Annotated in this window: 18 protein-coding genes and 1 pseudogene; 13 read left to right on the top strand and 6 right to left on the bottom strand. The window is 72.1% G+C overall.

Going from position 1 to position 20,916, the window contains the following annotated elements; translation table 11 throughout:
• The first annotated feature begins 25 nt into the window (after nt 1-25).
• The 7 genes and pseudogenes from J7E94_RS17240 to J7E94_RS17210 all read left to right on the top strand — a co-directional run bounded on the left by J7E94_RS17240 (nt 26) and on the right by J7E94_RS17210 (nt 4,881).
• Nucleotides 26-691 (top strand): nucleotidyltransferase family protein, encoded by a 666-nt coding sequence (locus J7E94_RS17240; RefSeq protein WP_308345191.1) that lies wholly within the window; start codon nt 26-28, stop codon nt 689-691.
• Nucleotides 688-942 carry a hypothetical protein gene (locus J7E94_RS17235; RefSeq protein WP_215016339.1) on the top strand — a complete coding sequence of 85 codons (255 nt, stop codon included), beginning with the start codon at nt 688-690 and terminating at the stop codon, nt 940-942. The genes J7E94_RS17240 and J7E94_RS17235 overlap by 4 nt, the downstream gene beginning before the upstream one ends.
• Entirely contained in the window at nt 939-1,703 is a 765-nt protein-coding gene (locus J7E94_RS17230; protein WP_215016337.1) for a metallophosphoesterase, read from the top strand. The genes J7E94_RS17235 and J7E94_RS17230 overlap by 4 nt, the downstream gene beginning before the upstream one ends.
• 9 nt (nt 1,704-1,712) lie before the next feature.
• Nucleotides 1,713-2,723, top strand: coding sequence for a glutathione S-transferase family protein (locus J7E94_RS17225; protein WP_215016336.1), 1,011 nt, complete (start codon nt 1,713-1,715; stop codon nt 2,721-2,723).
• Nucleotides 2,724-2,804: 81 nt separating this feature from the next.
• Nucleotides 2,805-3,329: pseudogene (locus J7E94_RS34635) on the top strand (type 1 glutamine amidotransferase domain-containing protein); the annotation flags it as partial.
• Nucleotides 3,330-3,773: 444 nt separating this feature from the next.
• Nucleotides 3,774-4,316: a hypothetical protein gene (locus J7E94_RS17215; protein WP_215016334.1), complete on the top strand. Its 543-nt coding sequence runs from the start codon at nt 3,774-3,776 to the stop codon at nt 4,314-4,316.
• A 1-nt stretch (nt 4,317) separates the two neighbouring features.
• Complete coding sequence (locus J7E94_RS17210) at nt 4,318-4,881, top strand: hypothetical protein (RefSeq protein WP_215016333.1); 564 nt, start codon at nt 4,318-4,320, stop codon at nt 4,879-4,881.
• 103 nt (nt 4,882-4,984) lie between these two features.
• Here the strand turns inward: J7E94_RS17210 and J7E94_RS17205 are convergent, their stop codons facing one another.
• The gene (locus J7E94_RS17205; protein ID WP_215016332.1) at nt 4,985-5,140 is read right to left on the bottom strand and encodes a DUF6131 family protein; all 156 of its coding nucleotides are present in this window, start codon (nt 5,138-5,140) and stop codon (nt 4,985-4,987) included.
• A 222-nt stretch (nt 5,141-5,362) separates the two neighbouring features.
• Here J7E94_RS17205 and J7E94_RS17200 point away from each other — a divergent pair, with 222 nt between their 5' ends.
• The 5 genes from J7E94_RS17200 (at nt 5,363) to J7E94_RS17180 (ending at nt 16,270) form a co-directional block, all read left to right on the top strand.
• The gene (locus J7E94_RS17200; RefSeq protein ID WP_215016331.1) at nt 5,363-7,693 is read left to right on the top strand and encodes an efflux RND transporter permease subunit; all 2,331 of its coding nucleotides are present in this window, start codon (nt 5,363-5,365) and stop codon (nt 7,691-7,693) included.
• A 32-nt stretch (nt 7,694-7,725) separates the two neighbouring features.
• The gene (locus tag J7E94_RS17195; RefSeq protein WP_215016329.1) at nt 7,726-12,564 is read left to right on the top strand and encodes a type I polyketide synthase; all 4,839 of its coding nucleotides are present in this window, start codon (nt 7,726-7,728) and stop codon (nt 12,562-12,564) included.
• Nucleotides 12,565-12,571: 7 nt separating this feature from the next.
• The gene (locus J7E94_RS17190; protein ID WP_215016328.1) at nt 12,572-13,282 is read left to right on the top strand and encodes a 4'-phosphopantetheinyl transferase superfamily protein; all 711 of its coding nucleotides are present in this window, start codon (nt 12,572-12,574) and stop codon (nt 13,280-13,282) included.
• 115 nt (nt 13,283-13,397) lie between these two features.
• Nucleotides 13,398-15,833: a SpoIIE family protein phosphatase gene (locus tag J7E94_RS17185; RefSeq protein ID WP_215016327.1), complete on the top strand. Its 2,436-nt coding sequence runs from the start codon at nt 13,398-13,400 to the stop codon at nt 15,831-15,833.
• 203 nt (nt 15,834-16,036) lie between these two features.
• Nucleotides 16,037-16,270 carry a response regulator transcription factor gene (locus tag J7E94_RS17180; protein WP_215016326.1) on the top strand — a complete coding sequence of 78 codons (234 nt, stop codon included), beginning with the start codon at nt 16,037-16,039 and terminating at the stop codon, nt 16,268-16,270.
• Nucleotides 16,271-16,340: 70 nt separating this feature from the next.
• On the opposite strand, the gene J7E94_RS17175 is transcribed toward J7E94_RS17180, so the two are convergent.
• The 4 genes from J7E94_RS17175 to J7E94_RS17160 all read right to left on the bottom strand — a co-directional run bounded on the left by J7E94_RS17175 (nt 16,341) and on the right by J7E94_RS17160 (nt 19,442).
• Nucleotides 16,341-17,336, bottom strand: a complete 996-nt coding sequence (locus J7E94_RS17175) for a serine/threonine-protein kinase (protein ID WP_215016325.1) — start codon at nt 17,334-17,336, stop codon at nt 16,341-16,343.
• Nucleotides 17,337-17,585: 249 nt separating this feature from the next.
• On the bottom strand, nt 17,586-18,182 hold the full coding sequence (locus tag J7E94_RS17170) for a hypothetical protein (protein ID WP_215016324.1): 597 nt from the start codon (nt 18,180-18,182) through the stop codon (nt 17,586-17,588).
• 119 nt (nt 18,183-18,301) lie between these two features.
• Complete coding sequence (locus J7E94_RS17165; RefSeq protein WP_215016323.1) at nt 18,302-18,775, bottom strand: hypothetical protein; 474 nt, start codon at nt 18,773-18,775, stop codon at nt 18,302-18,304.
• Between the two features lie 103 nt (nt 18,776-18,878).
• Nucleotides 18,879-19,442, bottom strand: coding sequence for a hypothetical protein (locus J7E94_RS17160; protein ID WP_215016321.1), 564 nt, complete (start codon nt 19,440-19,442; stop codon nt 18,879-18,881).
• 350 nt (nt 19,443-19,792) lie between these two features.
• On the opposite strand from J7E94_RS17160, the gene J7E94_RS17155 reads away from it, so the two are divergent.
• Nucleotides 19,793-20,518: a TetR-like C-terminal domain-containing protein gene (locus tag J7E94_RS17155; protein ID WP_215016320.1), complete on the top strand. Its 726-nt coding sequence runs from the start codon at nt 19,793-19,795 to the stop codon at nt 20,516-20,518.
• A gap of 8 nt (nt 20,519-20,526) precedes the next feature.
• On the opposite strand, the gene J7E94_RS17150 is transcribed toward J7E94_RS17155, so the two are convergent.
• The coding region (locus tag J7E94_RS17150; protein ID WP_215016319.1) for a transposase at nt 20,527-20,916 on the bottom strand (390 nt) is incomplete at its 5' end.

Raw genomic sequence — 20,916 nt, 5'->3', positions numbered from 1 at the left:
AGTGACACGGATAGTGAGGCGCGCCGTGACCCGTGAAACCATCCCGCGCACCCCGACGGGCATCCACCCGCCGGAAGGCCTGAGCCCGCCGCAACCGGCCGAAGGTCCGCTGCCCAGGGACCACACCCAGGCGATCCTGGAGACCACCAAGCACGTGGCAGCGCTGCTGAAGCGCACCGGGAAGCCCTTCGCCCTGGCCGGCAGCGTGGCCGCCTTCGCCCACGGCCTGCCGGCCCGCTTCCAGCACGACACCGACTTCTGTGTCCGGCCCGAAGACGCCGACGCGGTGATCGAGGCCATGGAGAGCGGCGGCATCGCCATGCGCCGCGCCCCTGAGGACTGGCTGGTCAAAGGACGCTCGGGTGGCGAGGAGATCGACCTGATCTTCGAGCTGGCCCGGCGCCCGGTCAGTACGGAACTGCTGGAGCGGGCGAGCGTCAAGGCGGTGGACTCCGTGTGGATGCCGGTGCTGGCGCCCACCGACCTGATGGAGAGCCGCCTCTCCGCGCTCTGCGAGCACTACTGCGACTTCGGAGACCTGCTGCCCATGGCCCGCATGCTGCGCGAACAGATCGACTGGGACCGGATCGATCACGACCACCGGGCGGCGCCGCTGTCCGACGCCTTCCTCTACCTGCTCGAACGGCTTCACGTCATCGACCGCCCGGAGCGGACGGAGGGAGCGTCATGACCGGCTCCGAGATCACCGAGTACCGCATCCAGCACCTGCTCGACCGGCTGGCCCGCGAGGAGACCGCCGAAATCGGCGTACGCGTCGAGATGCACGGCGCGCGGGCCGTCGTACGGGGCCGCGTCACCGACGAGGAGTGCCGGACAGCGGTCCTGCGGGTGGCCGGTGAGGAGCTGGCCGGCCTGGACTGGTACGACGACCTCACGGTGAGCCGCCCCGGCCCGCCCGACCACTCGGAGGAGCTGTCATGATCCGCGTGGCGGCGATAGGGGACATCCACTTCGGGACGGACAGCGCCGGGCTGCTGCGGCCGGCCTTCGACACCCTCGGCGAATGCGCCGACGTACTGCTCCTGGCCGGCGACCTGACGCGGCACGGCACGGCGGAGGAAGCCCGGGTGGTGGCCTCGGAGGTGGCCGGGCTGCCGGTTCCCGTGGTCGCGGTCCTCGGCAACCACGACTACCACAGCAATCAGCAGGCGGCCGTCGCCCGGGAGCTGCGGGCAGCGGGCGTGCACGTCCTGGAGGGCGAGGGGGTGCTCCTCGACCTCGGCGGCCGAAGGGTCGGCGTCGCGGGCACCAAGGGCTTCTGCGGAGGCTTCGCGGGGCGCAGCGGAAGCGAGTTCGGCGAACCGGAGATGAAGGACTTCATCCGCTGCACCCGCGGCTACGCCGAAGGCCTCGGCCGGGCGCTGCGCGAACTGCGCGAAGCGGGCAGCACGCTGCGCATCGCGCTCACCCACTACGCGCCCGTACCGGACACCCTGGCGGGTGAGCCGCGGGAGATCTATCCCTTCCTCGGCAGCTACCTCCTGGCGGAGGCGGTGGACGAGGAGGGAGCCGACCTGATCATCCACGGGCACGCCCACCAGGGCACCGAGCACGGTATGACGGCGGGCGGTGTCCGCGTGCGCAACGTCGCCATGCCCGTCATCGACCGGGCCTTCGCCGTCTACCACGTCACCCCGGACGGGCACGGACCCGAGGCGGGTGGGGGCTGGGGTTTGGGGTAGGCGCAGGGCGTGAGCTATGTAAGCCCTGGCAAGGAGTACTCCCGCGACAGCCGGTACGTCACCACGCGGATCACCGCCGAGGGGCGCGACGGCTACCCGGCGGAGCCCGGGCGCTACCGTCTGGTGGTGAGCCGCGCCTGTCCGTGGGCGAGCCGGGCGGTGATCGTACGGCGCCTGCTCGGGCTGGAACAGGCGCTCCCGATGGCCGTCGCCGGACCCGTGCACGACGAGCACAGCTGGACCTTCGGCCTCGATCCGGGCGGGCGTGACCCCGTACTGGGCATCGAGCGGCTCGAGGAGGCGTACCTCGCGCTCGACCCCGGCTACGACCGGGGCATCACGGTGCCTGCGATCGTGGACGTCACGTCCGGGAAGGTCGTGACCAACGACTTCCCGCAGCTCACGCTCGACCTGTCGCTGGAGTGGGCGCCCCACCACCGGGCGGGGGCGCCCGCGCTCTACCCGCCCGCGCTGCGGCCGCAGATCGACGCGGTGAACGAGGTGGTCTACCGCGACGTGAACAACGGCGTCTACCGGGCCGGGTTCGCCGGATCGCAGGAGGCGTACACCGACGCGTACGAGCGGTTGTTCGCCCGGCTCGACTGGCTGTCCGCCCGGCTCGCGGGCTCCCGGTACCTCGTCGGCGACACGGTCACCGAAGCCGACGTGCGCCTGTTCACCACCCTCGTCCGCTTCGACGCCGTGTACCACGGCCACTTCAAGTGCAACCGGCACAAGCTGAGCGAGATGCCGGTGCTGTGGGCGTACGCGCGGGACCTGTTCCAGACACCCGGCTTCGGCGACACCGTCGATTTCGACCACATCAGGCGGCACTACTACCTCGTGCACTCCGACATCAACCCCACCGGCATCGTGCCCGAGGGGCCCGACCTGTCGGGCTGGACGGCACCGCACGGCCGGACCGCGCTGGGCGGGCGGCCGTTCGGCGACGGCAGCCCGCCCGGGCCGGTCGCGCCCGAGGAAGCGGTGCCGGCCGGCCACACCCCCCTCGGTGCTTGAACGGCCCACGCCGGGGCAGGCGTCGCGCAGGGGGCAACGAAAGCCGTGTACGTGTCCGGGGGGCCGAAGGAGGTGGAACAGGTGCGCATCGCTTTCCTCACCGCACGCGAAGGCGTCGAAGAAGTCGAACTCACCGAACCGTGGAAGGCCGTCGAAGGGGCCGGCTGGAACCCCCAGCTGGTCTCGACCGAGGCCGGACAGGTCCAGGCCTTCCACCACCTCGACAGGGCCGGCCGCTTCACCGTCGACCACATCCTCGCCGGTGACACCTCCGAGGCCTTCGACGCGCTCGTCCTGCCCGGCGGAGTCGCCAACCCCGACGCCCTGCGGATGAACGAGCGCGCCGTCGGCTTCACCCGCAGCTTCTTCACCGAGGGCAAGCCCGTCGCCGCGATCTGCCACGCCCCCTGGATGCTGGTGGAGGCCGGTGTCGTACGGGGGCGGACGCTGACCTCGTGGCCGAGCCTGGCCACCGACATCCGCAACGCCGGCGGCACCTGGGTCGACGAGCCGGTACGGGTCTGCCGGGCGGCGCCGTCCACGCTGATCACCAGCCGGAAGCCGGACGACCTGGACGCCTTCGGCGCCGCCGTCGTCCGGGAATTCGACCGGCACATGCGGCGGGACGACCCGCAGGACACGGACGACACGCTGATCGGCTACCGGGTCGAGGCGTCCGACGGGCACATCGGCACGGTGGACCGCCATTCGCCCGAGGCGGGCCGGGACCACCTCGTCGTCGACACCGGTCCGTGGATCTTCGGGCGTCATGTCCTGGTCCCGGTCGACGTGGTGGGCCGGGTGGACACCGGGAACCGGACGGTCCATCTCTCCGCCACCAAGGCGGAGGTCAAGGACTCGCCCGACTTCGAGAGCGGACGCCACGAGGACGATGTCGCCGCCATCCGCCTCATCGAGCAGTACTACGCCAACCGGCACATGTGAGGCCGCCCCTGGGAGCGCCCGCCAAGATATGCCTGGTTTGTCCACCCGGAGGATGGGCAGCCGGGCCCATGCAGGCGGCTCAAGGCCGCAGGACGGAGGCCCAACATGTCGACGAACACGCTCATAGCCGTTATCGCGGCCGCGGTGGTCGTGGTGATCGCCCTATCCGCCCTTCTGTGGCTCCTGGCGCGGCGGCGCCACCTGCGCGACCGCTTCGGCCCGGAGTACGAACGCACGGTGGAGGAGAAGGGCGGCGCACTGGCCGCCGAGCGCGAGCTGCACGCCCGCGAGGAACGGCACGACCAGCTCGAGATCAAGGAACTCCCCCCCGCGCGGCGGCGCCACTACTCCGAGGAGTGGAGCGGCGTACAGGAGCACTTCGTGGACCGTCCTGCGGGCGCCGTCGACGAAGCCGACGACCTGGTGTCGAGGCTGATGACGGAGCGCGGCTACCCGACCGAGGGATACCGGGGAGCGGTCCGCGACCTGTCGGTCGAGCACAGCCGCACGCTGGACCACTACCGGGCCGCGCACGAGGTCAGGGCGCGGAGTGCGAAGGGACAGGCGACGACGGAGGAGCTGCGCGGGGCGATGGTGCACTACCGCGCCCTGTTCGAGGAACTGCTCACGGATCAGAGGAGCCAGTGACATGCAGACCCACGACGACGATGAACGGGAGACCACATCCGGCCTGAGCACGGAGGATCTCGCACAGGCGGATCAGGCGGGCGAGGAGCGGGAGACGGCGGTCTACCCGGGCCAGGCGACCGGGGACGCCATGCCCGGCGAATCCGCCACCGACCGGGATGCCGGCGAGCCCACCACGGATCGGGGCTTCGGCGAGCCCATGACCGATCAGGACATCGGCGAGCCCGCCACCGATCGGGACGCGGGGTCCGCGGACGACGGGGCGGCGACCGGAGCAGACGCCGGGAGCGACGAGGAGCAGCCGCTGCTCGCCCCCGGGGACGCGGAGCGGTACCGCACGGCCTGGAGCGAGATCCAGGGCCGCTTCGTCGACGACCCGCGGGCCGCGGTCACCTCGGCGGACACCCTGGTGGCCGAGGTCATGCAGAGCCTCGCCGGGACTTTCGCCACGTACAAGCAGGAGCTGGAGGGCCAGTGGCAGCGCGGCGACGACGTGGCCACGGAGGACCTGCGGATGGCGCTCCAGCACTACCGCTCGTTCTTCAACCGCCTGCTGAAGACCTGAGCGCACTGCGCCACAACGCCCGGCAGGCTGCCTCTCACTCGTGAGAGGCAGCCTGCCGGGCGTTGTGGCGAGCTGAACGCGCCGCGACCGCGGCCGCGGGCATTCACCAATAGTGCCGCCGGCCTCCGACCGCGTGCCCCACCGCGCCGAGCACCCACAGCACCAAACCCACCAGGACGAGGATCAGGCCGATCGTCCACAAGATGGACAGCCCCGTGACGAAGCCGACGATCAGCAGAATTACGCCGAGGATGATCATGAGTTTCTCCTTGTCCTACGCAAGTCCGGACTCCCTGCGTGTACCACTTTTGAGGCGCTTCACGCCTCTCCGGCGAAAGTCCGAACCCCCGGAGACCGCCTCACCTGCTCCTGTCAAGTAACGAACAGCAGGGGCTACGGCCTCAGCCCTCCTCCGGGCACGGTGGATATCCGCCGCCCTGCACCAGAGCAGGAGCGACACCCGTCCGGAGCAGAGGCAGCCATGTCCCGTCGCGCAGGGGTCTTCGTGACCCGCCGCCCCCGACTCGTGCTGCTCGCCGCGCTGGTGTTCCTCGTGCTCTCCGCGGTGTTCGGCGCGGACGCGACCGGCCGGCTGAAGACGCAGGGATATGACGACCCCCGATCCGAGTCCAGCCGTGCCGCCCTCGTGGCGGCCGAGCGCCTGGGTGCGTCCCCCAACCTGGTCGTCGTCGCGGAGGCCCGCGGCGGTTCCGTCGACGACCCGGCGGCCCGGGCCGCGGGCGAGGACCTGACCAGGCTCCTCGCAGCCCAGCCGCAGGTGAGCGCCGTGACCTCGTACTGGACCGGCGGCGCGCCGGAGCTGCGCGGCCGGGACGGCCGCGCGGCCATGCTGGTCGCGCACGTGGACGGCGAGGGGGAGCAGCTCGGAGCCAGGGTCAAGCAGCTCGGCAAGGAGCTGACCGGCCCGGCGGCTTCCACGACGGCCCTGACGGTGCACGCCGGAGGGACCGCGCTCGTCGACGCCGAGCTCCAGGACCTCTCGGAGTCCGACCTGAAGCGCGCCGAGTCCGTCGTCCTGCCGGGAACGCTGATCCTGCTGGTCCTGGTGTTCGGCAGTGTGGTGGCCGCTGCGCTGCCCTTGCTGATCGGGGTCCTGGCCATCGCCGGGACGCTGCTGGTCCTGAGCGCCCTCGGCGCCGTCACCGACGTCTCCGTCTTCGCGCTGAACCTCACCACGGCGCTCGGCCTCGGGCTGGGCATCGACTACGGGCTGCTGGTCGTCTCGCGGTTCCGTGAGGAGCTCGCCCTCGGCTACCTCCCGCGCAACGCGGCCATACGCACCGTGCGCACCGCGGGCCACACGATCGGGTTCAGTGCCGCGACGGTATCCGCCGCGCTCGCGACGCTGCTGGTCTTCCCGCCGTATTTCCTGCGCTCCTTCGCCTACGCGGGCATCGCCGTGGTGGCGATCGCGGCGGTGAGCGCCATGACCGTGCTGCCCGCCCTGCTCGCGCTGCTCGGGCACCGGGTGAACGCCTGGGCCGTGCCGTGGCGCCGCCGGGTGCGGCAGGGTTCGGGGTCGCGCTTCTGGGAGGGGCTGGCGCGGATCGTCGTACGCCGCCCGCTGCTCGCGGCGCTGCCGGTGATCGGACTCCTGGCGGTGCTCGCCGGGCCGTTCGCGCACGCCGGTTTCGCCACCCCCGACGACCGGGCGCTGCCGGTGAGCACGGCCGGCCGGCAGACCGGGGACCTGGTGCGCGGGGCGTTCGACATGAAGGGCTCCAGCGCGCTCACGGTCGTCCTCACCGGTGCCCCGTCCGCGCCGGCTCAGGAGGACTACGCCCGCCGGCTGTCCGCGCTGCCCCAGGTCGCCCAGGTCGGGGGGCCCGGCGGCAGCTTCCGGAACGGCGAGAAGGCGGCGGCCTCCGCTTCTGCCGGATCCACCGCCGTGCCCGCCGTGCCCGCCGTGCCCGCCGGTGACGGAACGAGCCTGCTCTCCGTGGTGCCGCTGGCCGACCCCCAGTCGCGCGCTGCCCAGAAGCTCGTGCACGACATCCGCGCGACTCCCGCCCCGGCCGGCGGCGAGGTCCTCGTCGGCGGACCGAGCGCCGTACTCGTCGATGCCAAGGACACGGTGGGAGACCGGATTCCGCCGGCGCTCTCCGTGATCACCCTCACCACCTTCGTGCTGCTGCTCGGCTTCACGCGCAGCCTGCTGCTGCCGCTGAAGGCCATCGCGCTGAACGCCCTGAGCCTCGTGGCCGTCCTCGGGGCCATGGTGTGGATCTTCCAGTCCGGCCATCTGCGCGACCTGCTCGGATTCACCCCCGGACCGCTCAGTACGACCATGCCGGTGCTGCTGTTCTGCATCGTCTTCGGACTCTCGGTGGACTACGAGGTGTTCGTCCTCGCGCGCATCAAGGAGGCGCACGAGGCCGGGGAGGACAACGCCGGCTCGATCATCTCGGGCATCGCGCACACCGGCGGCATCGTCACGACCGCCGGTTCCCTGCTCGCGTTCACCCTCCTGAGCTTCGGCACCTCCCGGGTCTCCCTCCTGCAGTTCTTCGGGATCGGCGCGGGCCTCGGCGTCCTCCTCGACGCCACGCTCGTGCGCGGTGTCCTCGTACCGGCGCTCATGCGGCTGGCGGGCGACCTGAACTGGTGGGCACCGCGGCTGCTGCGGCGCAAGGTCCCGCGCCCGGCGCCACCTCCGCCCCCGGTTACCGCCGGGAGACGCCCGCCAGGCCGGTGCCCCCCGGGCCGCATCCCGGTCCGTACCGCCGCCCGCGCCCATCCGGACCCGCACACGCACACCCGCATCCACTCCCCCGTCCACGCGCGCCGCTGACCATCAGGGCGCCACCGCAAGGAAGACCCCTCATGACCGACATCGCCATCACCGGACTCGGCTGCCGCTTCCCCGGCGCCCCCGACATCCGCGCCTACTGGAAGCTCCTGATGAGCGGCGAACGACAGTTCTCCGCCGTCCCGAGGGAGCGCTGGAACCACGAGACCTTCCACTCGCCCGACAACCCGTCGGCCCGCAATGCCGCCTACACCGACCAGGTCGCCTTCCTGGACGACGTGGACCGCTTTGACGCCCTGCACTACGGGGTGCCGCCCGCCCGCGCCCGTGCGATGGACCCGCAGCACCGGCTGGTGCTCGACGTCGCCCGCGAGGCACTCGACGACGCGGGGCTGGGCCGCGGAGACTTCGACCGCGAGAACACCGGGGTCTTCATCGGGATGTCGGTGTCCGACTACAAGGACCTCATGACGGCCCCCCTGCGGGCCATCACCCTGGCCGAGGAGTCGCTCGCAGCGGACGACCGCGGCGGCCTCGACGCCGTCAGGGAGCAGGCGGCGCAGCTCGGCGCCATCCAGACGTTCACCCTTCCCGGGAGCCTGCTCAACATGGCGGCCGGCACCGTCAGCCGGCAGTTCGACCTCGGCGGCCCCAGCTTCGCCGTGGACGCCGCCTGCTCCGGCTCCCTGGTCGCCCTCGACCAGGCGATCGCCCAGCTGCGCCAGGGCAACTGCCGGATCGCGGTCGTCGGCGGCGTGTACGTCAACCTCACGCCCGACAGCCTGGTCGGCTTCTCCAAGCTCCGCGCGCTGTCCGCCACCGGGGTGTGCCGCCCGTTCGACGAGGGGGCCGACGGCTTCGTCCTGGGCGAGGGCGCGGGTGCCGTGATCGTACGGCCGCTGGCCGACGCGCTGGCCGACGGCGACCGCGTCTACGCGGTGATCAAGGGCATCGGCTCGGCGAACGACGGCGCGTCCCCCGGGCCGCTGGCCCCCGCCCCCGAAGGCCAGCTGCGCGCCATGCGCCGGGCCTATGACGACGCGGGGGTCGCCCCGTCCTCCGTGGGCTTCCTGGAAGCCCACGGCACCGGCACCGCCGCCGGCGACCGCTCCGAGGTGGAGGCACTGCGCCGGCTGCGCACCGAGTACCCCGACGAAGACACCAGCCTGTGCTACCTCGCCGCGGGCAAGGCCCTCATCGGGCACTCCCTGTCCGCGGCGGGCATCGCCGGACTCATCAAGACGGCGCTGGTCGTGCACCACCGCACGATCGTGCCGCAGCCGGACACCACCCCCCACCCGGAGCTGGGCATCTCCGCCGCGGGCCTGCGCTTCGCCGACACCGCGCGGCCCTGGCCGAGCGCGGCCGCCCCGCGGCGTGCCGCCGTCAGCTCGTTCGGTTTCGGCGGCACGAACGTCCACGTGGTCCTGGAGGAGCCGCCCGCGGCGCCCTTCTGCCACCCCTCGGCACGCACCGCCGACGCCGGCGGCGCCGAAGGCAAGGGAGGCACGGGAGGCACCGGACCGCAGCTCGTCCTGCTGTCGGCCGGCAGCCCCGAGCTGCTGGACCGGCACATCGGCGAGGTACTCGACGCGGTGGAGCGCGCGCCCGGCGTGCCGATCGCGGCACTGGCGCACACCCTGGGCTCGCGCAAGCCGCTGACGGCCCGCCTCGCGATCGTGGCCGCCGACACGGAGGCGTTCACCAGGCGGCTGCGCCAGGCCCGCCAGCAGCTCGAGGACGGCGCCAGGGGCGACCTCGGCGACGGCGCCTTCGCCGCCGACGCCCCCCTGCCGGCCGCGCAGCGCCGCATCGCCTTCCTCTTCCCCGGGCAGGGCAGTCAGCGGCCGGGGATGATGCAGGACCTCTACGAGAGGTTCACCGGCTTCCGGACGACGGTCGGCCTCCTCAGCGCGGTGGCCCGCCGGGACACCGGCTTCGACCTCACCGATCTGCTGTACGGCCAGGCCGCGAACCCCCGCGGCGACGCCGAGGAGCTCAGGCGGCGGATCGCCGCCACCGAGGTGTGCCAGCCCCTGCTCGGGACCGTCCAGATCGCCGCCACCCGTCTCCTCGCCGGCTGCGGCGTCACTCCCGACCTCGCGCTCGGCCACAGCGTCGGAGAGTTCGCCGCGGCCGCGGCGGCCGGAGCGCTCACCGACGAGGACACCATCCGGCTGCTCGTCCACCGGGGCACGACCCTCCGTGAGGCCGAAACCGAGCTCCGCGGCGGGATGCTCGCCGTACAGACCGACAGGGAGACCTGCCGCCGACTCATGGACGGCATCGACGACGTGTGGCTCGCCTGCTTCAACCAGCCGCGGCAGGTCGTGGTCAGCGGTGCACCGCGAGGGCTCGACGCGGTGCGGCGGTCCTGCGCCGAGGCCGGGGTCGTCACGGTGACGCTCGAGGTGTCCAACTCCTTCCACTCGCCGCTGCTGGCCTCCGTCGAGGAGCCCATGCGCGCCGATCTCGCCGACCGCACCATCGCCGTCCCCGTCCTGCCGTTCGTCTCGTCCGTGAACGCGGAGGTCTGCACCGACCCCGAGCGACTGCGCCACCTGTGGGCCCGGCACGCGTCCACGCCGGTCCACTTCGACGATGCCGTGCGTACGGCCTACGACCAGGGGGCCCGCGTCTTCCTCCAGGTGACCGGCGGCAACTCGCTCCTCTCCTCCGTGCGCCGCAACCTCGTCGGCCACGGCGACGTCCACGTCATCCCCGCCGCAGGGGCGGCCCCGGACAGCGGACGCAGCTTCGTTCTGGCCCTCGCCCGGCTCGCGGTCCTGGGCGCCCCGGTCGACCCGCGCGCATGGGTGCCCGCGGCGGACCGCCGTCTGCTGGACCTGCCGGTGGCGAAGCTCGACACCCAGTCCTACTGGACGTCGGCCGGGCGCCCCGCGAAGAAGGACCCCTCCCCCGCCTCCCCCCTCATGACCCAGTCCGCACCGCCTCAGGAGAACTCGATGAACATCCCCGTGGACCACCCCGTGAACGACACGGCGAACGACCCGATGGCCGAACTGCTCACGCTCGTCCAGCAGCAGGCGACACTGCTCAGCCGCCTCACCGAGGCCCTCCCCGCGCAGAACCACGCCGCACCGGCCGCCCCGGTCGCCGCGCCGGTCGTCGCACCTCCGACAGCCGAAACCGCACCTGTGCCCGCTTCCACGCCCGTCCCTGCTCCGGAGACCTCCCAGGTCCCCGAGGTCCCCGCGGCCCTCCCCGAGGCCGCCGGCCCGCCCGCTTCCCGCGCACCGGCAGACGAACAGCCTGCGCCGACCGGAAGCATCGACGAGGTCACCGACGCCGTGTTCGCCCACGTGGCCCGGATCAGCGCCTTCCCGATGGAACATCTGCACCACGACCAGCTGCTGATCGACGATCTCGGTTTCGACTCGCTGATGCTGACCGACCTGTTCGTCTCCCTCAAGCGGCTGTGGCCGCAGTGGAGGTTCGACGAAAAGGCCGCCGACCGGCCGACCGTCGGGAAGATCGCCGCGTTGATCGCGAGGGGCCCCGCGGGCGCCCCGCCGGCAGCCGTCCCCGGACAGCGCGCCGACGACGGCGAGGACGCCCCGCCGACGCCGCCCGCCCACCTCACCGTGGTGCCCCCGCACTCCGACCCGACGCACACGGACCGGACGGAGCCGGCCGCCTCCCCGGCCGCCCCCACCACCTCCGCGCTGCCCGAAGAGGACACGCGCATCGAGTGCTTTCCGGAGATCACCGCCCACACCGAGCGCATCGCCACGCTCCAGGAGATGGAGCTGCCCAATCCGTACTTCCTCGTCCACGAAGGCGGCATGACGGACACGACCGTCATCGACGGCCGGGAGCTCGTCTCGTTCTCCAGCTACAACTACCTGGGCATGGCGACGCACCCCCGGGTGAACGAGGCGGCGAAGGAAGCGATCGAACGCTACGGCACGTCGGTGTCGGCCAGCCGGCTGCTGTCCGGCAGCCGTCCGCTCCACCTGGAACTCGAAGCGGAACTCGCCGACCAGCTCGGATGCGAGGCCTCGATCACCCTGGCCAACGGGCACGCCACCAACGTCACCGTGATCGGGCACCTCGTCGGGCCCGGGGACCTCGTCATCCACGACTCCCTGTCCCACGACAGCATCCTGCAGGGCTGCAAGCTCTCCGGCGCGACCCGGCGGCCGTTCCCCCACAACGACGCGGAAGCCCTCGACGCCATCCTCACGCAGGTCCGCCACCAGTACCGGCGGGTGCTCATCGTCATCGAGGGCGTCTACAGCATGGACGGCGACATCGCCGACCTGCCCGCCCTCGTCGAGGTCAAGCGCCGGCACGGCACGCTGCTGATGATCGACGAGGCCCACAGCATCGGAACGATCGGCGCGACGGGGCGCGGGATCGGCGAGTACCACGGCATGGAGCGCTCAGCCGTCGACCTGTGGTCGGGCACGCTGTCCAAGGCGCTGGCGAGCTGCGGCGGCTACGTCGCCGGGACCCGCTCCGTGATCGAGTACCTGCGCTACACCGTTCCGGGGTTCGTCTACAGCGCCGGCATGACGCCGGCCGACACGGCCGCGTCCCTGGCGGCCCTGCGCGTGCTGCGGGCCGAGCCGCAGCGGGTGGCACGCCTCGCGGAGAACGCCGCGCTGTTCGTCCGCCTGGCGCGCGAGGCGGGCATCTCCATCGGGGACAGCCACGACACGCCGATCGTCCCGTGCATCGTCGGGGACTCGCTGAAGACCCTGCGGCTCGCGGAGACGCTGTTCCAGCAGGGCATCAGTGTCAACCCCATCCTCCACCCGGCCGTGCCCGAGGACATGGCCCGGCTGCGCTTCTTCATCACCTCTGACCACACGCCCGACCAGATCCGTCACACCGTGACCGCGCTGGCGCTGGGGCTGCGGCACCCGGACACGGCCCGCGCCGCCTGATCCCGCCATGGACACCACGTTCCGGTCGATCCCGCCGGCGCCGGGCCGCATCCACCGATGGGGCGGAGCCTCCGTCATCGTGGCCCGGCGCCCCGACCTCCACCAGGCACCGGTTCTCTCACCGGCCGAACAGCGCGTGGTCCACGCGCTGCCGGTCTGGCGGCAGGCCGAGTGGGCGGCCGGCCGGCTGCTCGCCAAGCGCCTGGCCGGCGAAGCGCTCGGCGCTCCGGCGACCGAGGTGGAGATCCTCCCCCGGGACGACGGCAGCCCTCGCGTCGTCGTCCGCGGCCGTCCGATGCCCGGCGTGCACGTCTCCATCAGCCACACCGCCCACCACGTCGCCGCGGCGCTCGCACCGGGACCGGTCGGAGTGGACCTGTGCGAAACGGTCTCGGCCGCCGCGGTACGCAGGGTCGCGGACCATCTCCTCTCGCCCGAGGAGCTCTCCCTCATCGGCACGGACCGGCCCGAGGCCATGGCCGGCGCGTGGGCGCTGAAGGAAGCCGCGGTCAAGGCCGAGCGGAGCGGCATCTTGGGCGCCGCTCCGCGCCGCATCGTGATCCTCGGCCTTCGGCCGCCCGTACTCGGCGGACGGCGCCGCGCGATGGTGTGGCAGACGGGAGACGCGGTCCTCGCCCTGGTCCTCGCGCACCCGGCCGCGCCGCCGAACCTTCCGGCGGCCCCTCCCCCGGCCCGGTCGGCTGGGTGTCCCTCGTGACAGCACTGCGTTGGTGCTCCTTGCCCCGCCGGATCATGCTTGTCAGTGGAGCCCCTGGCCGTGCAGGTTCCCGTGGGACAGCGGGCAAGAACTAGCGAGGGCGAGATGAGCGGCGATGGAGCGACTTCCCAGCTCTCCTGGTGAGCGGCCGGAGGAGACGGACTTCTCCCCTGAGTCGGCGTACTCGGCCACGGCCACCGTCAACGAGGAGGGCACCGTCACCGACTGGAGCGAGGGTGCCCAACGGCTGCTCGGCTACGCCCCCTCCCAGGTGGTGGGGCTGCCCGCTGCCGACCTGCTCGCCGAAGGCGCCGGTGATGCGGCGCAGCGGATCCCGGCCGAGGAGGAGCGGTGGAGCGGCACCGTGGCACTGCGGCACCGGGACGGCCGGCGGCTGGAGGTGGGGCTGATCGCGCACCGCTGGACGTCCACGGGCGGGACCGCCAAGTGGACCGTGGTGTCCGCCGTGGCGGGCGAGCCCGGCCCCGCCTGGGACGCATCGCTGAAGGAATGGGCGTTCGCCCAGTCCCCGTGCTTCCTGGCGGTCTTCGACGCGGACCTGCGGCTGGTGCGGGCGAACGCCGGCATGGAGCGCACCCTGTGCCTCACGGAGGCCGAGATGCGGGGGCTGCGTCTGCCGGAGCTCGCGCCGGATCCCGTGAGCGACGAGACCGAGCGGAAGATGCGCCTGGCGTTGGAGACCGGTGAGCCGCAGTACGTGGATGCTTTCGTCCGCCCCACGGGGGCGAGCGCGGAGCACGGCTGGGCCACCACGCTGGCGCCCTTGCGGGACCCGGACGGCCGCGTGCGCGCCGTGTCCCTGGCCGCGCACGACAAGACCGAAATCGAGGGCGATCTGCCGCAGATGCTCGTGCCGAACGTCGCCGCCGCCCGTATCGGTACGACTTTGGACAGCGCCCGCACCGCGCAGGAGCTGGCCGACGCCGCAGTCCCGCGGCTCGCCGACTTCGCGGCCGTCGACCTGCTGGACCCGCTCCCGCGCGGGGACGAGCCGTCCTCCCGGACCGTGGCGGGACCGGTCACCGTGTGCCGTACCGCGGTGCGCTCGATCCTCGAAGGAAGCCCGGAGTCCCAGGTCGCGGTCGGAGAGACGACCGTCTATCCGGCTCTGTCGCCCCCCGTGGAGTGTCTGGCCACGGGGCGGGGCGCCGTGTTCGGGACAACCGATCCGGCCATCATCCGATGGGTGGCCCAGGACCCCGCAGCCGGCTGGACCGGCGCGTACGGGACCCACTCGATCATGGTGGTGCCGCTGCGCGCCGGCGGTATCACGCTCGGCCTGGCCGTCTTCAGCCGTCATCAGAGCCGCGAGCCCTTCCAGCAGGAGGACCTGTCGCGTGCCGAGGAGATGACGAACACCGCGGCCGTCAGCATCCACAACGCGCGCCGGTACCCCCGCGAGCACACCAGCACCATGACACTGCAGCGCAGTCTGCTCCCGCATACGCTCCCCCCGCAGGCGGCACTCGTCGAGATCGCCTCCCGCTACTTGCCCGCCGGTACCGAGGCCGGTGTGGGCGGTGACTGGTTCGACGTGATCCCGCTGTCGGGCGCGCGGGTGGCCCTGGTCGTGGGCGATGTCGTCGGCCACGGCATCCGTGCCGCCGCCACCATGGGCCGGCTGCGCACGGCGGTACGCACCCTGGCCGATGTCGACCTGCCGCCCGACGAGCTGCTCACCCACCTCGACGACCTGATCATCCACCTGTCCGCCGACGACACGGACCGGGACGGTTCCGGGGACGCCGCCGGGGGCATCGGCACCACCTGCCTGTATGTGGTCTACGACCCGGTCACCCGCCGCTGCACGGTCGCCCGGGCCGGCCACCCCCCGCCCGCCGTGGTCTCCCCGGAGGGCTCCGTGTACCTCCTCGACGTCCCGGCCGGCCCGCCGCTGGGCCTGGGGGGCCTGCCCTTCGAGACCGTGGAGGTCGAGCTTCCCGAGGGCAGCATCCTCACCCTTTACACCGATGGCCTGCTCAAAGACCGTGATTACGACATCGACGAGGCCCTGGACAAGATGTTCGCGGCCCTCGCCCGTCCCGCCTCGACGCTGGAAACGGTCTGCGACCGCGTATTGACCGCCCTGCTGACCCACCGCCCCGACGACGACGTCGCCCTGCTGGTCGCCCGGACCCGGGCCCTGCACGCGGACAAGGTCGTCGTCCTGGACCTGTCCTCCGACCCCTCCGTCGTCGCCCACGCCCGCCGGCACGCCACCGACCAGCTGACGGCCTGGGGGCTGGAGGAGGCCTCCTTCGTCACCGAGCTGCTGGTCAGCGAACTGGTCACCAATGCCATCCGCTACGGCGAGCCGCCCATCCAGCTGCGGCTGATCCATGAGGACACCACCCTGATCTGCGAAGTCTCCGACTCGAGCAACACCGCCCCGCACATGCGGCGGGCCCGGATCTTCGACGAGGGAGGGCGGGGCCTGCTGCTGGTCGCCCAGCTGGCCGAGCGCTGGGGCACCCGGCACGCCCCGGTGGGGAAGACCATCTGGGCCGAGCAGTCCCTCGTCGGGTTCTGAGGCGTCGGGTGCTGCGGCGTCGGGTGCTGCGGATTATGCGTGAGAACGTTCCCTGTGACACGGCTGTGACAGTCGACGGACAAGCTCATGAAGTCGACCGGTCAAGGTCTTCTTAGGGACAAAAACCGACATTCCGGTAGATGTCCCTCTGCTTCCGAGGGAGTGAGCAGCGATGACCTGACCGATCCGTCGGAGGAAATCCCATGAGCCTCACCCTCACCATGCCGCACGTCGCCGAAGCCCCCGCACCCGCGCTGGCCCCGCGTGAGCAGGAGGCCCTGCGCTACATCGCCGCAGGCTGCACCTACCTCCAGACGGCCCGCCTCATGGGGCTCTCCAAGCACACGGTCGACGCCTACCTCCGCCGCATCCGGGCCAAGCTGGGCATCAACACCACAGCCGAGATGACCCGACTGGCCATCTCCCTGGGGCTGTGACCTCCAGCCACCCCAGTCGTCAAGCAGCGCCGGCCGCCCTCAGGGCGGCCGGCGCTCCTGTGTGACACCCCTAGAAGACCGCCCCGGCCCAGGCCGGCGGCTCCGGTGGCGGCACGGGGCCCCGCGAAACCCCGGAAGGCCGGGGACCCGCGGGGGGGTGCGGGTCGGCGCCCGCGCCGGCGCCGGTCCCGGTCGCGGCGCGCAGGGCCGCCACGAATTCCAGGCAGGACTCGTAACGGTCCTCGGGGGCCTTCGCCAGGGCCTTCGCCATGACCTCGTCGGCAGCGGGAGCGAGACCCGGCTTCCGCTCCGTCAGGAGCGGAGCCGGGTCGTACTGGTGCGCCCACAGCAGTGCCATGTCCTCCTCGCGCTGGAAGGGCGGCCCGCCGGTGAGGCATTCGTAGACGAGACAGGCGAGGCTGTAGAGATCGCACCTGCCGTCCACCGGCCGGCCGGAGATCTGCTCCGGCGCCATGTAGTCGAGCGTGCCGACGATCTCGCCCGCGCTCGTGATCCCGCTGAGGGAGAGCGACTTCTTCGTCAGTCCGAAGTCGGTGAGATAGACGTGTTCCGGGTGGTCGCTGTCGGTGCCCGCCGCGATCAGGACGTTGCCGGGCTTGACGTCCCGGTGCACCAGATCGTGCGCGTGGGCCGCGTCGAGTGCGGATGCCACCTGGGCCGCGATGCGCAGCGTGGTCGCGGCGGGCAGCGGGCCGTCCCGGTCCAGCATCGCCCGTAGGTCCAGGCCGGAGACGTAGCGCATGGCGATGTACAGGACGCCCTCGGTCTCCCCGGCCTCGTAGATCGGCACGATGTGCGGGTGGTCGATCTTCGCAGCGACCCGCGACTCATGGGTGAAGCGGCGGCGGAAGGTGTCGTCGCGGGCCCGCTCCGGGGCGATGAGCTTGAGCGCGACCGTGCGGTCCAGGCGCAGGTCCTTCGCGCTGTAGACGACCGCCATACCGCCGCGGCCGATCAGTCGCTCGATCCGGTAGCCCGCGATCTGCTGGCCGATCAGGCCGGAGGGCCGGCCCGTGTACTGGCTCAGATTCGATGCCGCCCCCATCAGACACCCCCCGCAGCCGGCCGGCGCGACAACGGCTCAGCGTCGCTGTGGTGCCCACGGGCAAAGGTGCCGATCACGTCGACCCCGTCCTCGGTAGTCGGACGACATGGCTCATGGGAAAGTCTATCCAGTGATCCACACGAATGCCCGCTCGGACGAGCGGGCATTTCCTCCCAGCGGTGCTCCCCGAGGTGCTCCCCCCACCGGCTCCACGTCCACCCCGCCGGCCTCGCACCCCGCCGGATCCGGTCAGCCCTGGCCGCCGGCGCCACCGCGGCCGCCCTGACCACTGGTCTCACAGCCGAGGCCGATGCAGATGCCGCCGTCGCCGCCCCAGCCGCCGGCCCCGCCGTCGCCGGCGGGCAGCGCGTCCCCGCCGTTGCCTCCGTCGCCGCCATTGACACTGCCGCGGCACGTCCCGACGCAGACCCCGCCCTTGCCTCCGTTCTGGCCGTTGCCGCCCGGCCCGCCGTTGGTGCCGGCGCCGCCGTTGGCGCTGCCGTCGCACAGCCCGGCGCAGACTCCGCCGTTGCTGCCGTTGGTGCCGTTGACCGTTCCGTTGCACTGGCCCGCGCAGACCTTGTCGCCGACGCGGACGCTGCCCTTGCCCACCTGGACGCCGCCGGTGCCCCCTTGGAGCTTGCCGAGCACCGTGCCGGCGCTGATTCGGTCGCCGCGCTGCCCGCTGTCGCCGTCGGGGAAGGCGAGGCCGTGCTGCCGGCCGGCGAGGGCCTGGGCCGCGGGGGCTGCCGGAGCCGCCGTGGCGGTGGTCGCCATGGCACCGGCACCGATCAGAGCCGTCGAGAGGGCCATACCGAGACGGAACTTCCAAGAGTGCACGCGCATGAGATTCTCCCTTGCGAAGAAATTGATTCAGTGGGTGATTCCGGTACCGAAAGACACGGGCTCCCCGGCCCACAGGGGGCCGGGGAGCCCTTCCTCCCCTGCGTTCCCACCCTTGTTCCTCAGTGGGAGAAGGGGAAGTCCTCTCCCATCAGCGCGAACCAGTTGCCTTCCTCGTAGTGCTCCTTCCAGGTGTCGAGCTCCTCCTTCGAGATGTCGTACTTGTCAGCGATCTTCTCCTGCGTCTTGTCCGAGTCGTCGGCCAGCAGAGTCAGCACGATGCGCACCTTGTCCACCACCGTCAGCTCCGACTTCGACTTGTCCGGCAGGTCCTCGAAACGCAGGCTGCATCCGCCGGACCGGCCGGGCTTGCCGGGCTGACCCGGCTTACCGGGCTTGCCGCCCTTGCCGCCCTCTCCACCCTTGCCGCCTTCGCCGCCGCCCCCGCAGGGTGCGGGCAGGTCCGCCACGGCCGACGAGCTGATGCTTGCCGGAGCGTGGTGCTCCGACGCCTGAGCGGCGACGGCAGTACCGGTGACCAGAGCGAACGAGGTCGCGGCCAGGATGAGCGGACGCTGCCAGGAAATCGTGAACATGGGGGTCTCCGTTGGTGTGATCAAGAAGTAGAGGTGCGGGAGGGAAGCGGGTGGAGGGTGGGGGGGAGGCCGCGAAGGCCTCCACCCCGTTTCGGTGCTCGGATTAGAAGAGGGAGGCGCCACCGGCACCGGCGTCGCCGCCGAGGCCGCCGATCAGGCCGCCGAGGCCACCTGCGCCGCCGTCGCCGCCGGCTCCGCCCTTGAAGATGCTGGCGCCGCCGGTGCCGCCCTTGCCGCCCTTGCCGCCGATCAGCCAGCCGTCGCCGCCGCCACCGCCGGCGCCGCCCCCGCCGCCCTGGAGGATTCCGGCGCCGCCCTTGCCGCCGCCGCCGCCCGCGCCGCCGATGCGGCCTTCGCCGCCACCGCCGCCGCCACCGCCGCCGCCACCGACGAGGAGCCCGTCGCCACCGGTACCGCCTTCGCCACCCTTACCACCGGTGCCGAGGACGCTGCCGCCGCCGGCACCGCCGGAACCGCCGCCGCCTCCGACGAGGCCGCCGCTGCCGCCCGCACCACCCTTGCCTCCGGCGCCTCCGTCGAGCGGGAGCGCGGTGGCCACGTGTCCGGGCATCGGAGCCGCCGTTGCCACGGAGGCCGGAAGGACGATTCCCCCACCGATGAATGCAGCGGAAGCAACCAGCGTCGCGATACGAATCTTGCGGTTCATGATGTTCTCCTAATTAACGTGATGATTCATTGAGGTGTGCCCGGGGATTCGGGACGGTGCGGTGGTGTCGGGGAGAGGAGGAACCCTCCGGGAGGAGGCCTTCCGTCTCTGCCCTGGTGCCTCGTTCCGTTTCCGGTGAGGCCTTTCCGCTCCACAAATAAACCCCGGGGGGCACCCCCCGGTCATGTTGCGGAAAGTCGGGACTTGACGCCCTCCTCAACGTCGGATAAAAGCCCCCCGAAGCGGCTCCCTCGCATCGCTGGGCCCCCTGTGGCCGGATCGGATCGCCTGCGCGAGCTGCTCGTGGGACCGCGCTCACGACGGCCGGTGCCGACGGGTACGGTTCCGCCATGGATTCCGCAACGAGTTCCACCGCCGACCACGCGACGCCGTCGGCGGTGATCAAGGACACCGCACGTCAGCAGCTGGAGAAGCTGGGCGGCGGAGGGCTGTCCCTGGACGCCGTGGCGCGCGACAGCGGTCTCGCCCTCACCGATGTAGAAGCCGTCTTCCCGCACCGGGACGACCTGCTGACCGCGCTGGTCATCGACGCCTACAACGCGTCCGGCGCCGCGATGGAGCAGGCCGACCAGGCCGCCGGGGACGCCGGGGCGTCAGCGGGTGCGCGGCTCCTCGCGGTGACGCGCGCCCTGCGCCGGTGGTCCTTCGACCACCCCGCCGAGTTCACGCTGATCTACGGTTCGCCCGTGCCCGGCTACCACGCCCCGCAGGACACGGTCCCGGCCGCCTCGCGTACGCCCGGGGTGCTGGCCGGCATCGTGCGGTCGGCGCTCGAGCGCGGTGCGCTCACCCCGCCCCGGCGGACGGTGCCCGGCCCGCCGCTGCTCCTGCCGGCGGCCGTGGAGGCCTTCGGCGGCGTGCCCGAGGCTCCGTTCTCGGACATCATCGAGCGCGGCATCGTCCTGTGGAGCAATCTGATCGGCCTCCTGGTGTTCCAGGTCTTCAGCCGTACCCACGACAGCGTCCGGGACGAGGCCGCGTTCTTCGACTACGCCATCGCCGTGGCGGCCGAGAGCATCGGGCTCGAGGTCCCCTTGGGCGAGCACACCTCCTAATGCTTTTGTCAAGCGGCCGCAGTGACAGGGAGTTCACGTTGGAAGCGCTTTCCGTCACGAATGAGGGCCCACAGGACGTTGACGCGTCGGCGGGCCAGGGCGAGGACGGCCTGGGTGTGTCGCTTGCCTTCGGCGCGCTTGCGTTCGTAGAAGCGGCGGGATTCGTCGCAGTTACGGATGCTGATGAGCGCGGAGGTGTAGAAGACGCGTTGCAGGCCGCGGTGGTAGCGCCTTGGCCGGTGGAGGTTGCCGCTGATGTTGCCGGAATCCCGGGGAACCGGGGCGACTCCGGCGAAGCTGGCCAGGCGGTCGGAGCTGCCGAAGCGGCTCATGTCGCCGGCGGTGGCGGCCAGGAACTCCGCGCCCAGCAGCGGGCCGATGCCGGGCATGCTGGCGAT

Source organism: Streptomyces sp. ISL-94 (genome assembly GCF_018614075.1).
Taxonomy (GTDB): domain Bacteria; phylum Actinomycetota; class Actinomycetes; order Streptomycetales; family Streptomycetaceae; genus Streptomyces.
The sequence above is the reverse complement of the archived record's forward strand: the minus strand, read 5'-3'. Positions and strand labels throughout refer to the sequence as shown.